We start from the raw sequence: 15,466 nt of genomic DNA on the forward strand, positions 1-15,466 counted from the left end.
GCGGCCCGGCTCACGGTCGGCAGCCGGCCGCCGGGGCCACGCTCACCGCGTCCCGCTCCCAGGTGAGATGCCGGATCGTGACGGCCCCCTTGCCGTCCTTGCCGTCCTTGCCGCTCTTGCTCCCCTTGGGTTTGACCTTGACCGTGACGCCGCTGCCGTCGACCGCGAGGAGCTCGCCGCACAGGGACTCCCCCCGGGTGTGCACCCGGACGGTCGGCACCGGGGTGTCCGGCGCGGGGGCCACCCAGGTGAGCAGGATCCCGGCGGCGCTGGCCAGCACGCCGAGCACCGCCGCCCAGCGCGCGAGTCCGATCCGCGACGCGATCCGGTCCAGCTCCCGTTCCTCCCAGTCCAGGAGCCCCGCGGCGTGGGCGTACCGCAGTTCGTCGCCGGGCCGGCCGTGCGCGGCGGACACGGCGAGGAAGGCGGCACCGAGCAGCAGCACCAGTCCCGCCGCCACCAGCGCGATGACCGCCGTACGGTAGCCGCCGGGCAGTTCGGCGACGTTCTCCCGGCCCTTGAGGACCAGCACCGCGGCCAGCAGCCCGGTGGCGGCGCCGAGGAAGTTCCGCCAGCCCTCCGCCTGCGCCCGCGCGATCCCCAGCTGGGCCTGCGCCATCTCGTCCAGCCGCTGCTGGGCGCGCTCCAGTTCCTCGGGCAGGTAGCCGCGCGCCGGTGTCATGAGCCGGTGCCCGGCCCGCGTACGGCCGTCCACTTGGCCCCGCAGCCGCCGCTCTCGTGCTGGTCCCCGGGGTGCGGCAGCCGGCACCGGCAGCGCATGTACACCTCGTCCGGCACCTCGTCCCGCGCGGACCTGCGGCGGGACGGTCCCTTGGCCACCGAACCCGGCCTGATGTCCGGCACCGGATGGCTGGTCGCGCCGCGGCAGAGCGGACAGGTGCCGGTGATGACGAGCCGGCCGCCGGAGAAGTCCCAGCGGAATCCGGTCTGGTGCGGCAGGTGCCGGGACTCGAAGGGCTTGGGATCGTGGTCGTGTGACACGCGGTCAGGTCCTCTCGTGCGGCGGCGGACGGAAACCGAACAGGGGCGCGTAGTCGGCGAGCCGCGCGCGGACCTCGTCCACCGTCAGGCCGGTCTCCTCGGCGGCCAGGGCCGGGTGATCGACGCCGACCTCGCCGGACAGCACGGGTTCCCGGCCGGTGAGCCGGGTGGTGAGCAGCACGACGTCCCGCCAGTCGGGGACGCGGTCGCAGCCGGGCTCGGGGTACGGCAGCTCCAGCCCGATGTCGGTGAACGGCCCGAGCCGGCGGTAGGTCTCCCGCAGCCCCTCCCCGAGCCGGCCGGCGGCGATGACCAGGCCCAGCGGGGGAAGGGTCCAGGAGTCGTCCAGGCAGGGCTGGAGGAGGGCGTACTCGGCGTCGGTGTCGCGTTCCAGGGGTTCGGGCGGGCGGACGAAGCCGGGGCGCACCGGAACCGTGGGGGCGCCGAGGGGCGCGTAGGCGTTCAGGTCGGCGGCGGCGGTGGCCAGGTCCACGTGTTCCATGTCGGCGAACTCGGCGAGGTCGGTGAGCGAGATGAACGACTGCCACTCGCCGCCCATGCACAGAAGGTTTTCCACATAGTCGTCCGGCCTCAGCCCGGCGGTGTCCTCGGGGATCTCGGGAAGGCCGAAGCCGAAGGCCGTCGCCTGGCCCCGCAGCGCCTCCACGGTGGCGCCGAGGCTCTTGCCTATGACGGCGGCCAGTTCCACCACCGAAGCCGGCCCCAGCCGCCCGTCCGGCCCGATGTACTCCACCGGCGTGGGCACCACCGACCAACGGCCGCTGCCCTTGCGCCGCCGGTCGGGCTGCCGTTCGGGACGCGGCCCGGCACACCACGCGCGGGCCAGGTCCACCGCCCGGCGCTCGACGAGTCCGACGTCCGCGAGCGCCTCCACCATGGTGAGATCCCGTGGCTGTGCGGTGGTGGCCTCACCGGTCCCGATGGCGTCCAGCAACTGCCAGGCGGTCAGCGGCCGCGGCCCGCCCCTGGTCCTGCGCAGCGTGACGCTCCTGCCCCAGGCGGGCGGCGAGAACGAGGCGAGCGGGCCGGGATCCGCCACCTCGAAGCCCAGCGGGGCGGCCCACCCGGCCAGCCAGCCCGCCGTCTCCCCCACGGTCTCCGCGCGCTGGGCGGCCAGCAGGAGCAGGTGCCCCGGGCCGACGGGGCCCGGAGGCAGAAAGGGCGGCCGCCCGTCCGGGCCGCGGCTGAGCGCGGCCAGTTTCGGCTCGTCCAGGGGACCGGGCAGCTCCGGCCCGGCGAGCCGGTAACCGAGCGGGGCGAAACGGCGCACCACCGCCTCGATCTCGGCCGGCGGGATGCCCGTATGGCGGGCCCGCCAGGCCACGTCCAGCGGACGCACGAGCACGGCGAACCGGCGGGAACCGGTCGTTATCTGTGTCCCCCAGTCGCCCGCCAGGACACGGCGTTCGCGCGCGTCGACGCGATGAGCCCCGAACTCCTTGAGGTCCGGGGGCGCGGGAAGCGACGGATCGATCAGCGACAACTGTGCGAACAGCTCCGCGAGGACACCCAGGCTCACCTTCTCGTCGGCGGACACCCGTATCAGCGCCTGCCGCACCGCGTGGTCCCCGGCCTCCCCCGCTTTCCCGCCGCGACGCAGGACCGCGCTCTCGAACTCCTTGTACAGCGTCGCCGCCAGCGGGCTCGGCACGACGCCGTCCAGGACGCGCAGGTCCGCCACCTCCGGTACCCGCACCCCCGCGATGGCGTACCGGCGCAGCTGACGGATCATCTTCCGCAGCGGGTACCCGATGGCCGCGGCGGCGCCCAGCGGTGTCGTGAACGAGTTGGTCGGCGCGCGCCCGAACACAGCCGCGTCGAGGGGGGCGGGCCGCGGGAATCCGGGCGGGGCGGGCAGGCGTTCGACCATGCTGCCCAGCACGCTGGAGCGCCACGCCCGGAAGAAGCGCATGCCCTGGCCGACGGCCTGGAACTCCCCCTGCACGACGTCGACGTCCGCGGGCAGACAGCCGACCTCGCGCAGCGCGACGACCGATCGTCCCTCCGTCCTGATCCCGCGCCGCGGCGGCACCGACACGCGCACGTCGTGCGCCATCAGTTCGGCGATGGCCTCCTCCGCCAGCCGGGGCCAGGAGTCGGCGAGGTTCCACAGCCACTCCAGCGGAAAAGGCTGCCACGCCGACCGGATCAGCGCCGGGATGGCCTCCTTGAGGTCCGCCTCCACCTGGCCTTCGTCGTATCCGAGGAAGCGGTTGCGGTCGACGCTCAGCTCGGGACGGTGTCTGCCCCGCAGGTTGATCACGTACCCCTCCGGGCGCTCGGCCTCGGAGACCAGCAGGCCGTCCGCCAGCAGCATGCCCTTGCCCTGCACCCACCACACGCCCTCGCCGGCCGCGATGGGCGCGCCCTGGAGGGAGGAATCGCCGTACAGCTCCCCGGGCTGCCACCGGGCCGGATCGCCGTCGTACTCCGTGGCGGTCACCCGGACCGGGCTCACCCACAGAAACTCCCGCAGCGCCGCGATCAGTGACGGGCGCGCCTCGTCCCGCTCCTCGGGGTCGTCGTGCAGATACAGCCGTACCCGGGTGCCGCCACCCAGCAGTGCGCCCTGTTCGCGGACCAGGTGCATCAGGCCCGAGCCGGCCGTGACGCTGGCCCGGTGGCCGTCCAGGGGCAGGCCGGTCATGTTGACCGGGCGGGTGGTCACCTCGACCTCCTCGGCCAGCATGAAGTAGCTGAAGACGCCGATCCCGAAGCGGCTGTTGAGTTCCGTGGTGACGCCCCGGCGGCGCCAGCGGCGCATCTCGCGCATCCGCGCCGCGGACTGTTCCGAACGGCGGCCGGCCTGGGCGAACAGGTCCCGCAGTTCCTCGGCCGTCATGCCGACGCCGTTGTCCTCGCACTGGATGTACGTCCGGCCGGTGTCCGGGTCGGTGCCCTGGGTGAAGACGATGTGGCTCCCGGCGAGCTGCTCGCGCTCGGTGCGGGCGTCGGCCCGCGGGGCGTGTTCGGCGTACCGGCGCCGGGCCTGGCGGACCCGGCAGGCGTCGAGGGCGTTCTGGTACAGCTCGCGTACCGCGAGCATCCGGTCGCCGTAGAGCTGGGTGCCCATGATGAGCGGCTTGACCTCGTCCTCGGCGAGCCGGAACCGGGGCGGGGGCTTGTCGAAGCCCCGGTCACGCGGCAGCAGACCCTCGGTCTTGACCAGCTGGGGCAGGCCGGAGAGGAGGTCGCCGTAGCGCAGGGTGCCCTGGGCGCGGCGGGTGGCGTCCGAGACGGCGGCGATGCGGGTGGCGAGCCGGTCCAGCGCGGTGAACAGGGCCGCGCTGCCGCACTTGAACACCAGCCGCCAGACGGTGCCCGGGGCGGGAGCCGACGTCCCGTTCCCCGGCGGGCGGACGGTGTCCGGGGCGATGCCCCGCGTCCCGTTCCCCGGCGGCCAGGCGCCGGTGCCGGGCCGGAAGCCGTCGTTCGCGGCGATCTCGTCCTTGATGCCCCCGGGCCGGACCTGGGTGGGTTCGCGCGGGCCGAGGTGGTCGACCAGTACGCCGTCGAGCTGGCGCGGGTCGATCGCGAGGAGTCCCGCCAGGTGCAGCAGCGTGGCCAGCTCCCGGGGGCGCCAGCTCCACCGGTCGGCCTCCCCGCACAGGTAGGCGCACAGGTCCGTGTCCCAGGGCGTGCCGTCGGGGGCGACGGCGTCCGCCGGGGTGCCGGTGCCCAGCTGGGAGACGACGTGGACGACGGCGCGCCGCAGCACCCCGCGCTCCTCGGCGCCCAGGGTGAGGCCGGCCGCGCTCTCCGCCGCCCGCACCAGCAGGTCGACCGCGCCGCGCAGACTGTCCAGTTCGGCGTCCCCGCGCTGCTCCCACAACAGGTCCCAGTCGGCGAGGAAGCGGTGCCGCAGCCAGTACTCGGCGCTGCGGGCGTCGGCCTTGTGCCCGCGGCGCAGCAGGGTCCGCCGGGTGGCCTCGATCTGCCGGTGGGCGCGCCGCACATCGGCCATGTCCCGGTCGAGATGGGCCGTGAAGCTGTCCTCGGGCGGCTCCTGCGCCGGGGCGGTGCCGTCCGGGCCGTCGCCGTGCAGGGCGCGCAGCGCCGCCAGGCCGCAGGAGAGCGCGGCCTCGCGCAGGAACGGCGCGCCGAGGAGCACCACCGTCTCGATCAGGCTGAGCCGGGCACCGGCGGCGTCGACGAGCTGGTCCAGCCGTTCGATCAGCCGCCGTGGGACGAGCGGGTCGTCCCACGGGTCGGCCTCCGGCTCGCGGCGCGCGCGGATGGCGACGGTCTTCGACACCACCTGGGACAGGTGTTCCTTGGCCCGGCCGCGCTGGGCGGGCGTGGTGCCGTCGGTCCGCTCCCACAGGCCGGAGCGCAGGACGGCGTCCGTCCAGGGGCCGGCCGACTCGATGGCCTCGCACAGCACCGCGCCGGCGTGGGCGCCGCCCGTCCGGTCGCGGCCCAGCCACCGGCTGTCGACCCGGGGCGGCCGGCGGTAGGTGTAGTGGGCCGCGATCTCCTCCGCGCGCCGCTCCACCCGCTCGATCACCTGGCCGAAGGTACGGGCGGAGGACTCCGGTGCCAGGGTCTCGCTCAGGGCCATGGCCAGGACGCTGCCGGTGTCGCCGTGACCCAGGGCCTCCTCGCCGGGGGAGCAGGCGCTCAGCAGGACGACGTTGTCCCAGGGGCGGCCGATCGTCAGCGTGTCGAAGGCGGGCGGCGGGACGTCTCCGCTGCTGCGGCAGGCGTCCAGGCAGAGCATCACCGTGGCGCTGGAGCGCAAGGGGGCGAGCAGTTCGTCGGGGGCGATCTCGATGAGTCCGTGCGGGCCCAGGGTGCGTTCCCCGGCGCGCCCCCAGCCCGCGCGGATGTCGCTGGGGACGAGGTAGTCACGCTCGCCGAAGCGGACGCCGTGGCCGGTGAAGTAGACGAGGCCGGTGTCGCCGTCCTCCAGGGAGTTCAGGAACCGGCCCAGTTCGTCGCGGATGCCGCCCTCTCCGGTGGCGTCCTCGTCGTCGAGCACGATCACGTGCTCCGGCTGGTAGCCGCTGCGCAGCAGGGTGGCGCGCAGGGTCGCGGTGTCCTTGGCGGTGAAGGGCAGGCCCGGGAAGTGGTCCTTCAGCTCCTCCACCCGCTCCAGTCGCGGATAGCCGGGCACCGCGATCAGCAGGGCCCGCCGTCGCCCGGCGGTCATCGTGCCTACTCCCCTCGCGCGGCGGCGAGTTGCTGCCTCGTCCTGGATGAAGCGCGATTATCGCAGACGTGGCGTTCCGGGGAGCGGGATCACGGGGTTTCCGTGGGCGGGGAGGGGAGGTTCACCGGGCGGGCGGGTGAGGGGTGCCCGGATGCGCGGCGGGCGGGGCGGAGTGGGTGCTCACTCCTCGGGGCGGGTCCGCGTCGGGGTGGAGCGGCCGGGCGGGGGCAGCTGGGCCAGTTCCCTGCGGGCGAGCAGGACGTCGCCGATGAAGAGGTCGTAGAGCACGATGCCGAGCGCGCCGCCGATCAGCGGGCCGACGATCGGGATCCACCAGTAGCCGCTGAAGGCACCGGGCACGCTGCCCGGGAAGGCCAGACTGCCCCAGCCCGCCGCATAGGTGAACAGGCGGGGGCCGAAGTCGCGGGCCGGGTTGATGGCGTAGCCCGCGTTGGCGCCGTAGGACATGCCGATGGCGGCGACGACGAGGCCGACGACCAGGGGGCCGAGGTTGGCCTGCACGGCCTGGTTGCGCAGGTCGATGACGGCGGCGATCAGCATCAGCAGGAACGCCGTACCCACGATCTGGTCGATCAGCGGGCCCCAGACGCCGCCGTGGAAATAGGGGGCGGGGAAGGTGGCGAAGATGGAGAAGGTGGTGTTCGTGTACCCGTTCACCTTCGGGCCGGCCACGGTGCGGTCGAAGGTGTTGATCGCGTCGTGGTAGACGAGGTAGACCAGCGCCGCGCCGGCGAGGGCGCCGACGACCTGGGCGGCCCAGTACGGCAGCACCTTCGCCCAGGAGAAGCCCCGGCGCAGGGCCATGGCCAGGGTGACCGCCGGGTTCAGGTGGGCGCCGCTGATCCCGCCGGCGACGTAGACGCCGAACATGACGGCGAGGGCCCAGCCCCAGGCGATGAGCAGCCAGTCGCCGGCCGCGAGGAAGATCGTGGTGGAGGTGGCGGCCCGGCCGGAGCCGGGCAGCGCGGCGACCGCCATCGCGACCACGCCGCAGCCGAAGGAGATGAGGACGAAGGTCCCGAGGAACTCCGCCAGGCACTCGCCCAGCAGACCGCCCCGGCTTCTGAGCCGGGACGTCTTGACGAGCGGAGGGATGTCCACAGCCATGGAGGCCCCCTTGGAAGAGAGCAATGCGGCCAATGTCACCATATTGGCTCACCACGTCACTCCCCGCAGGGTGAACGCTCCCCGGCCACCCGCAAGGGCGACCCGCAGGGGCGGCCCGAAGGGTGGGGGCACCGGTTGACGCAGGGGGCGGCGGCAGGACCGGCTACCGGCGGGCAGCCGGTCTCAGCCGCCCGGCCGCGGGGTCGCCGACACCGGTGCCGGCGGGGTGTCGGCGGCGCCGGCCGGGCCCACGTTGGCCGCCAGCAGGAGACCGGACGCGGCGATCACCGCCGCGGCGACGCCCCGGGCGAGGGAGGGCCGCCCGGCCGGACGGACGCGAGGGCGGGCGGGGGGTGCGTAGGGTGCGGATATACGTCCGGACACGGCGACCTCGCAACACAACAGCGGAGTGTCAAGCATGCTTGATCCGCCGTTCAACCTAGGCGCCGGCGACGCCCAACGGCAAGGGCGCCCGGGGGAGTTGGGGGCTGCAGGGGCATGCGGGAGCGGGATGACCCGGCGTCCACCCCGGCCCGCCTCGCAACCCCCGTCCCCGGCCCCCGCGGTGGCCCTCACACCTCCGCGCGCCCCTGCCGGCGGATGTCCGCCAGGCGGAGGGCGCCGATCTGCACGGCGGCCTGGGTCGCCTCGTTCGGTACGTCGCCCAGGCCGCCGTTGGTGAGCGCGAAGGCGTCCTCGCCGACCCGGACGGCGGCCACGTCCATCGTGAGCAGGACCCGCTGCCCGTCGTCACCGGTGGCGGCGCAGGTGACACGCAGCCCCTGGCGCGCGTCGCCGACCTCCGGCAGCACGGCGTTGCTCACCTGCACGTCCTCCAGCAGCCCCAGCTCGGTCGTGGCCGTGAACCGGGCGCAGCGCACCGGCATCTCCCCCAGCCAGGCCAGCATGGCGTCGACGTCCGCCGGGCGGCGGGCGCCGATCTGGAACCGGAGCTGGGCCTCGGTGTCGGCGTCGTCCAGGCCGACGGCGACGCGCGCCGGGGCGCCGAGGAGTTCGTCGCTGTAGAGGGCGTCCAGCAGCCGCTGGCACTCCCCGGCCGTGGTGCGGCTCTTGAGCAGCCCGTCCCGCCAGGTGGCCGCGCCACGGGTGGCGGTCCAGGGCGCGCCGAGGTCGGTCTGGGTGATCAGCGCGGCCTGCGCCTGCTCGTCGCTGAGCGTGGAACCGTCGGCCCGGCGGGGCGCCTTGGACGCCGGCGCCGGCCGGGCGAACGTGGGCAGCGGGTGCGGGGCGCTCGCCGGGTGGTTCAGTCCGAGGGCCGCGCAGCCGCCGCCGAGCAGCAGGCCGGTGGCGAGGAGGGGGAGCGCGACGGCACGCGGGAGGCGGGGGACGCGCGGGGATATCGCGGGGGACATCGGTGCCTCCTGGACTGCGTGCGGCCGGTGGGATGCCTGGTCTCACGGCACCACCGGGCCGGGCCGCCCACCAGCGCTCGGAGCCGTACGGGTGAGGGCGTACGGGTGAGGGCGTACGGCCGGTGCGCGATGGGGCACCGGGGAAATTGCCTGGAGCGGTCCGGGCGGCCCCTGTTAGCCTCCCGTCCATGCAGCGCGCCCCCAAGTGCCCGTCGAGCACGACGACGCCGGAGACCGTCCCGGCGCGCTGACACCTGACCAGCATCCGAAGCCCCGGGGCGCACGCCCCGGGGCTTCGCCGTGTCCCGGGCCGTCCGCCCCGGTCGGACCCGACGGAGGACACCCGTGGACAACCGGCCCGACCGCCCCGAGCTCCCCGACCACCGCCGCCTCGGCCGCGAACTCGGTCTCTTCGGCACCGACCCGCTGATGGGGGCCGGACTGCCGTACTGGCTGCCCGACGGCGCGGCCGTCCGGCACACCCTGGAGGAGTACATCCGGGAGGCCGAACGCCGGGCCGGCTACCGGCACGTGTACTCGCCCGCGCTCGCCAAACGGGAGCTGTACGAGATCTCCGGGCACTGGGATCACTACCGCGACGACATGTACCCGCCGATGCGGCTCGGCGGCGAGGAGGTCGTCCTGCGGCCCAGCCTCTGCCCGCACCACGCGCTGATCTACCGCTCCCGCGCCCGCAGCCACCGGGAGCTGCCCCTGCGCATCGCCGAACTGGGCCCCATGCACCGCGCCGAACTGTCCGGCGTGCTCGGCGGCCTGACCCGGGTGCGCGCCATCCACCTCAACGACGCCCATGTCTTCTGCACCCTGGACCAGGCGGTGGCGGAGGCCCGCGCCGCCCTGGAGCTGATCGCCCGCGCCTACGCCGACCTCGGCATCGAGGCCGTACGCCACCGCCTCTCCCTGCCCGGCGCGGGCGGCAAGTACGTCGCCGACCCCGAGCTGTGGCGGCGGGCCACCGCACTGCTGCGGCAGGTCCTGGCCGAGGCCGGGGTGGCGTACGAGGAGGCGGCGGGCGAGGCCGCGTTCTACGGCCCGAAGATCGACGTGCAGATCGCCGACCCGGCGGGCCGCGAGTCCACCTTGTCCACCGTGCAGATCGACTTCCACCAGCCCGCCCGCTTCGGCCTGCGCTACACCGGCCCCGACGGCGCCAGGCACCGGCCGGTGATGGTGCACCGCAGCGTCGTCGGCAGCGTGGAGCGGGCCGTCGCCCATCTCGTGGAGACCCACGGCGGCGCGTTCCCGGCCTGGCTGGCGCCGGTCCAGCTGGTCGTGCTGCCGGTGACCGGGGAGCAGTCGGAGCGGGCGGAGGCGGTGGTCCGGGAGGCCGTCGCGCTCGGCCTGCGCGCCGAGCTGGCCGGTCCCGCGGAGGGCACCCTCGGGGCCAGGATCCGGGCCGCGCGGCTGGTGCCGTACCAGGCGGTGATCGGCGCCCGGGAGGCCGGCGCCGGGCTGGCCGCCGTACGGCTGCGGGACGGGCGGCGGCCGGGCGCGCTGCCGGTGCCGGAGCTGCTGCGCCGGATCGCCGCACGGGTGGCGGCCCGCGGTACCGCCCTCTGGGACGAGGCGGCCGGCGCCGCTCACCTGGCCTAAGGTCGGCTCGACGGAAGGAGACCGCCGTGACCGGTCAGCCCATACCCGTGATCATCGACTGCGACACCGGCGTCGACGACGCCCTGGCCCTGCTCTTCGCCGTACGCCACCCGGGACTCGACCTGCGGGCCGTGACCTGCGTGGCCGGGAACACCGGCGTGGACGGGGTGGTCCGCAACACCCTGACCGTGCTGGAGCAGGCGGGCGCCCCCGCCGTCCCGGTGGCGCGGGGTGCCGAGCGCCCGCTGATCGAGCCGGCCCGCCGGGCGCCGGTGCACGGTGCCGACGGCATGGGCGACCTGGGGCTGCCCGCGCCCACCCGGGCCCCGGCGGACGTGGACGCGGTCACCCTGTTGCACCGGGAGATCCTCGCCTCCCCGCGGCCCGTCACACTGATCCCCACCGCCCCGCTGACCAACATCGCGCTGCTGCTGCGCACCCACCCCGGGGTCACCCGGAACATCGAGCGGATCGTGTTCATGGGCGGGGCGGTGACCACCGGGAACGCCACCCCGGTCGCGGAGTTCAACGTGTGGCACGACCCGGAGGCGGCGGCGGTGCTGCTGACGGCCGGGGTGCCGATCACCATGTACGGCCTGGACGTGTTCCGGCGGGTCGTCGTGCCCGGCGCCGAGGTGCGCCGGCTGCGCGCGAGCGACGACCCCGGCACCCGCCTGGCCGGGGAACTGCTCAGGTGCCGGCCGACCGCGCAGGCCGGGGCGCCGGGAGCGGAGGAGGCCGGCGGTCTCGGCGACGCGGGCGCGGTGTGCGCGGTCGCCGATCCGGCGGGTCTGACCACCCGGCTGCTGCCGGTCGAGGTCTGCCTGGCGCCCGGACCGGCCCGCGGCCAGACGGTCGTGGACCTCCGGCCCGGCCCCGGCGAGGCCGAAGTCCACGACGGCGGCGCCGAACGGGCCCTGGTGGACGTGGCGTTGGACGTGGACGTGGACCGGTACGTGAAGCTGTACCTGGAGACGGTGGAACGGCCCTAGCGCCGGCCGGTCCGGGCCGTGGCAAAGCACTTTACAAAAAGGGTGTCCGGCTGGTGGGCGCCATCTGATTCGGCCATCGTGCGGCTCCCCGGTCCGGCCGCCGACCGGGCGGTCACATGGGTGAGCTCGCATTCACGTGCCTGAACTTCCGTTCCGGAACGCCACGTTTCGGACCGCGATCGCAAAGAGATGGTTGTGACTCGGCAAAGCGTTTCCTAATCTGCGGCCACCGCGCTGGACAGCTGTAGACCGGGCGCCTCTCACAAGGAAGGGCACCCGGCCGGTCTGGTGCGGAACTTGCCGCGCGGCCAACAGCTTTGGCGGGCAGACGGTCGCAGCGGCACACAGCCCACGCAACCAGTAACCACGGAGGATACCGTGAGCCACCCCACCCGGCTACGCGACGCGATCCACTCCGCCGGCACCACACCGCTGATCGGCGTGTTCGACATGTTCTCCGCGTCCGTCGCGGCGCGGCACTACGACGGCATGTTCGTCTCCGGCTTCGGCTTCGCCGCGTCCCACTACGGCCTGCCCGACATCGGCTTCATCGCCTGGCCCGACATCATCGCCTTCGTCCAGCGCCTGCGCATGGCGTTCCCGGAGCAGCACCTGCTGGTCGACATCGACGACGGTTACGTGGACCCGGAGACCGCGTGCCACGTCGTGCAGAACCTGGAGGCCATCGGCGCCTCCGGCGTCATCCTGGAGGACCAGAAGCGGCCCCGGCGCTGCGGACACGTCGACGGCAAGCAGGTGCTCCCGCTGGAGGAGTACCTGGAGAAGCTGGAGATGGTCCTCCAGTCCCGCCGGGACCTGGTGGTGGTGGCCCGTACCGACGCCACCGAGGAGGACGAGATCCTGCGCCGCGCCGAGGCGCTCGCCGCGACCGACGCCGACGTGGTGCTGGTCGACGGGGTGCGCAGCGTGGACTGGATCCACAAGGTGCGCAAGGTCATCGGGGACAAGCCGTTGCTGTTCAACCAGATAGCCGGGGGCAAGTCGCCGCGGCTGTCGCTGAGCGAGCTGTCCGATCTGGGCGTCGACGTCGCCATCTACAGCACGCCCTGCCTGTTCGCCGCGCAGACCGCCATCGACCGGGCCCTGACCGAGCTGAAGGAGGCCGACGGCCGCCTGCCGCAGACCGGGCCGGACAGCGTGGGGGTCGCCGAGTGCCTGGCACTGCTGGAGAAGAACATCAGCCGGCACCACGCCCACGCACCGGCGTGACCTGAGGCACCACCAGGGGCCCGCGCGCCGACCGCGCGCGGGCCCCGCACCCGCCACCGCCCGGTGCCGGTGCCACCCGCCCGGGCGCCCGAGGCCCGCCCTCTCCCGGTGCCCGCGCCCAGCAGCACCCGCACCCCGGGCCCCGCACCCGGGCCGCCTCCCGGCCGCGGGCGCCCGTCCCACGCCACCCGCTTCCAAGGCAGGAGCGCATGCCTCAGATGCTCACCGGCACGGTCCGCGGCCTGGCGCGCCGTGTCGACTGGTACATCGTCGCGCTGTTCGGCGCGATCGGGATCGCCGCGCTCGTCCCGGCCGAGGGCACGGCGGCCGAGACCGTCTCCTGGCTGACCAAGCTGGCGATCGGCCTGCTGTTCTTCCTCTACGGCGCCCGGCTCTCCCCGCAGGCCGCGCTCGACGGCGTACGGCACTGGCGGCTGCACCTTCCGGTGCTCGCCCTGACGTTCGCCGTCTTCCCGCTGCTCGGACTGGCCGCACGGCTGCTGCCCGACGGGCTGCTCGGCGCCGAGCTGACCGCCGGCGTGCTGTTCCTCGCGGTGCTGCCGTCCACGGTGCAGTCCTCCATCGCCCTCACCTCCCTGGCCCGCGGCAACGTGGCCGCGGCCCTGTGCTCCGCGTCCTTCTCCACGGTGCTGGGCGTGGTGCTCACCCCCGTACTGGCCGTCGCGCTGATCGGCGGCGGCGCGGACGGCGGCATCCCGATCGGCCTCGGCCAACTCGGCGACATCGCCGTGCAGTTGCTGCTGCCGTTCCTCGCAGGGCAGGCGGTACGGCGGTGGATCTCCGGCTGGCTCGGCCGGCACCGCAAGGTGATCGGCCTGTGCGACCGGGGGTCGATCCTGCTGGTCGTCTACGCGGCGTTCAGCCGGGGCATGACCACCGGCATCTGGCAGCGGGTGTCCCCCGGCCGGCTGATCCTGCTCGGCGTGCTGGTGGCGGTGCTGCTCGGCGTCGCCCTGCTGCTCGCCGACCGCTCCGCGCGGGCGCTGCGGCTGCCCCGCGAGGACCGGGTGACGGCGGTCTTCTGCGGGGCGACCAAGAGTCTGGCCAGCGGACTGCCCATGGCCTCCGTGCTGTTCCCCGCGGACGAGGTCGCCATGGCCGTCCTGCCGCTGATGCTGTACCACACCCTCCAGCTGGTGGTCTGCGCCGCGCTCGCCCGCCGGCTCAGTCGGTCGGCGCCGCCCGCACCGACCAGCGCTCCTCCACCCGCGCCAGCCGCCAGTACGCCAGTGCCGCCGCCCACACCGCCACGAACAGGCCGACGATGAGATAGCCGACGTTGTCCAGGTCCAGGCCGGCCACCCAGCCGGTGACCGGATCGCTCAGGCCGAACTTCTCGTGCAGCACGCCGACCAGTTCGATGGTGCCGATGAAGAAGGCCACCGCGATGGACAGGCCGGTGATGGCCAGGTTGTAGAAGACCTTGCGGACGGGGTTGGCGAACGCCCACTGGTAGGCGAAGTTCATGAACGTGCCGTCGAGGGTGTCGAACAGGCTCATCCCGGCGGCGAACAGCAGCGGCAGGCACAGGATCGCGTACCAGGGCAGGCCGGCCGCCGCGCCCGAGCCGGCCATCACCATCAGGCTGACCTCGGTGGCCGTGTCGAAGCCGAGGCCGAAGAGGAAGCCCAGCGGGTACATCTGCCCCGGCCGGGACACGGACTTGGTCAGCCGCCCCAGCAGCCGGTTCATGAACCCCCGCGAGTCCAGGTGCCGTTCCAGCTCCGACTCGTCGTACCCGCCCGCGCGCATCGCCCGGAACACCTTCAGGATGCCCGCCAGGGCGACCAGGTTCAGGGCGGCGATGAGGTAGAGGAAGGACCCGGAGATCGTCGTACCGAGCACCCCGAGCACCTGGTGGGTGGTGGAGCCCTCGTTCATCACCTTCCCGGCCAGCGAGGTGCCGCCCGCGATCAGCAGGGCCAGCAGCACGACGACGCTGGAGTGTCCGAGCGCGAACCAGAACCCCACCGACACCGGCCGCTTGCCGTCGGCCATCAGCTTGCGGGTGGTGTTGTCGATCGCCGCGATGTGGTCGGCGTCGAAGGCGTGGCGCATGCCGAGGGTGTAGGCGGTGATCCCGAGCCCCACGCCGAACACCTCGGTGCCGACCTCGTAGTGCCGTGGGGCGACCATCAGAAACAGGATCCCGAAGGCGACGACATGCAGGGCGAGGATCACCACCAGCAGCCCCGCCGTCTTCAGGGTGTCCTCACGTCGCCAGCGGAAAGTAGCGGCATCAGCCATCGGGTTCACGCTCCAGCACCTCGTGGATCACTTCGTGAGCTGCCGTGGCCGGTCTCCTGGCTTACGGGTCACGCGTCCGCCGTTCCTGCCTTCCCGGTCCTGCGACCAGTGGCCCGGCGGCTGCCGGACGGAACGGGAACTCCCCGATCACAGTGGCGAGGGCCGCTCCGGTCTCACACCGGCTTCCCGAACACCACGGCCCGCCCACCGTAGAGGGGCGCGTGGTTCCCTGCATAGCTGCGCAGTCGGGCAGGTATGCAAGATCACACCGGGGCCTGTCAGGATGGGTGTATGCATCTCGTGCCTGCCGACCGTGCCGGTCGTCGGACCATCGACGGTCACCGGGTGTGCGAGGCGATCGCCGCCATCGGCGACGCGGGGCGTCTGCGCACCTGGGCCGACCGTTTCTCGCTGCTGGCCGACGCCAACCGGCTCGCGCTGCTGCTCGCCCTGCACCGGACCGGGCCGCTGGCCGTGTCGGACCTGGCGATCGCCACGGGCATGAACGACCCGGCCGTCTCCCAGGCCCTGCGGCTGCTGCGCGCGGCGGGGGTCGTGGCGGGGGAGAAAGAGGGGCGCGTGGTGCGCTATCGGGTGGTGGACGAGGACGTAAGGGGCCTGTTGGAGCACTGCGCCGCCTGACCGCCCCGGAAAAGGTTCCCTTTCGGGCAATGTGGACAGATACA

At 73.9% G+C, this 15,466-nt stretch carries 12 protein-coding genes and 1 riboswitch; of the genes, 5 read left to right on the forward strand and 7 right to left on the reverse strand.

Annotated elements, in window-relative coordinates:
- Positions 1-10: 10 nt before the first annotated feature.
- The 6 genes from ABD350_RS06755 to ABD350_RS06780 form a co-directional block, all read right to left on the reverse strand.
- On the reverse strand, positions 11-682 hold the full coding sequence (locus tag ABD350_RS06755; RefSeq protein ID WP_344346840.1) for a hypothetical protein: 672 nt from the start codon (positions 680-682) through the stop codon (positions 11-13).
- The gene (locus ABD350_RS06760; protein ID WP_344346841.1) at positions 679-1,002 is read right to left on the reverse strand and encodes a hypothetical protein; all 324 of its coding nucleotides are present in this window, start codon (positions 1,000-1,002) and stop codon (positions 679-681) included. Before ABD350_RS06760 ends, ABD350_RS06755 begins: the two co-directional genes overlap by 4 nt.
- 4 nt (positions 1,003-1,006) lie before the next feature.
- On the reverse strand, positions 1,007-6,175 hold the full coding sequence (locus tag ABD350_RS06765; RefSeq protein WP_344346843.1) for an HD domain-containing protein: 5,169 nt from the start codon (positions 6,173-6,175) through the stop codon (positions 1,007-1,009).
- Between the two features lie 180 nt (positions 6,176-6,355).
- Complete coding sequence (locus tag ABD350_RS06770) at positions 6,356-7,303, reverse strand: MIP/aquaporin family protein (RefSeq protein WP_344346844.1); 948 nt, start codon at positions 7,301-7,303, stop codon at positions 6,356-6,358.
- A gap of 183 nt (positions 7,304-7,486) precedes the next feature.
- A complete protein-coding gene (locus ABD350_RS06775) occupies positions 7,487-7,687 on the reverse strand; it encodes a hypothetical protein (protein WP_344346845.1) in 201 nt (66 codons plus the stop codon).
- Between the two features lie 188 nt (positions 7,688-7,875).
- Positions 7,876-8,676: a hypothetical protein gene (locus ABD350_RS06780; RefSeq protein WP_344346846.1), complete on the reverse strand. Its 801-nt coding sequence runs from the start codon at positions 8,674-8,676 to the stop codon at positions 7,876-7,878.
- Between the two features lie 345 nt (positions 8,677-9,021).
- Here ABD350_RS06780 and thrS point away from each other — a divergent pair, with 345 nt between their 5' ends.
- The 4 genes from thrS to ABD350_RS06800 all read left to right on the forward strand — a co-directional run bounded on the left by thrS (position 9,022) and on the right by ABD350_RS06800 (position 13,801).
- Positions 9,022-10,290, forward strand: a complete 1,269-nt coding sequence (gene thrS / locus ABD350_RS06785) for a threonine--tRNA ligase (RefSeq protein WP_344346848.1) — start codon at positions 9,022-9,024, stop codon at positions 10,288-10,290.
- Positions 10,291-10,316: 26 nt separating this feature from the next.
- On the forward strand, positions 10,317-11,282 hold the full coding sequence (locus tag ABD350_RS06790; RefSeq protein WP_344346849.1) for a nucleoside hydrolase: 966 nt from the start codon (positions 10,317-10,319) through the stop codon (positions 11,280-11,282).
- A 378-nt stretch (positions 11,283-11,660) separates the two neighbouring features.
- Entirely contained in the window at positions 11,661-12,512 is an 852-nt protein-coding gene (locus ABD350_RS06795; RefSeq protein ID WP_344346850.1) for an isocitrate lyase/PEP mutase family protein, read from the forward strand.
- A 209-nt stretch (positions 12,513-12,721) separates the two neighbouring features.
- Positions 12,722-13,801: a bile acid:sodium symporter family protein gene (locus ABD350_RS06800; protein ID WP_344346851.1), complete on the forward strand. Its 1,080-nt coding sequence runs from the start codon at positions 12,722-12,724 to the stop codon at positions 13,799-13,801.
- On the opposite strand, the gene nicT is transcribed toward ABD350_RS06800, so the two are convergent.
- The gene (nicT, locus tag ABD350_RS06805; protein ID WP_344346852.1) at positions 13,698-14,780 is read right to left on the reverse strand and encodes a Nickel transporter NicT; all 1,083 of its coding nucleotides are present in this window, start codon (positions 14,778-14,780) and stop codon (positions 13,698-13,700) included. The two genes, ABD350_RS06800 and nicT, sit on opposite strands and share 104 nt — an antisense overlap.
- A gap of 29 nt (positions 14,781-14,809) precedes the next feature.
- Positions 14,810-14,993, reverse strand: a riboswitch (cobalamin riboswitch).
- Positions 14,994-15,071: 78 nt separating this feature from the next.
- On the opposite strand from nicT, the gene ABD350_RS06810 reads away from it, so the two are divergent.
- Positions 15,072-15,422, forward strand: coding sequence for an ArsR/SmtB family transcription factor (locus tag ABD350_RS06810; RefSeq protein ID WP_344346853.1), 351 nt, complete (start codon positions 15,072-15,074; stop codon positions 15,420-15,422).
- Positions 15,423-15,466 lie beyond the last annotated feature (44 nt).

Origin of the sequence: Streptomyces nogalater, from assembly GCF_039532885.1 — a bacterium.
Classification (GTDB): Bacteria; Actinomycetota; Actinomycetes; order Streptomycetales; family Streptomycetaceae; genus Streptomyces; species Streptomyces nogalater.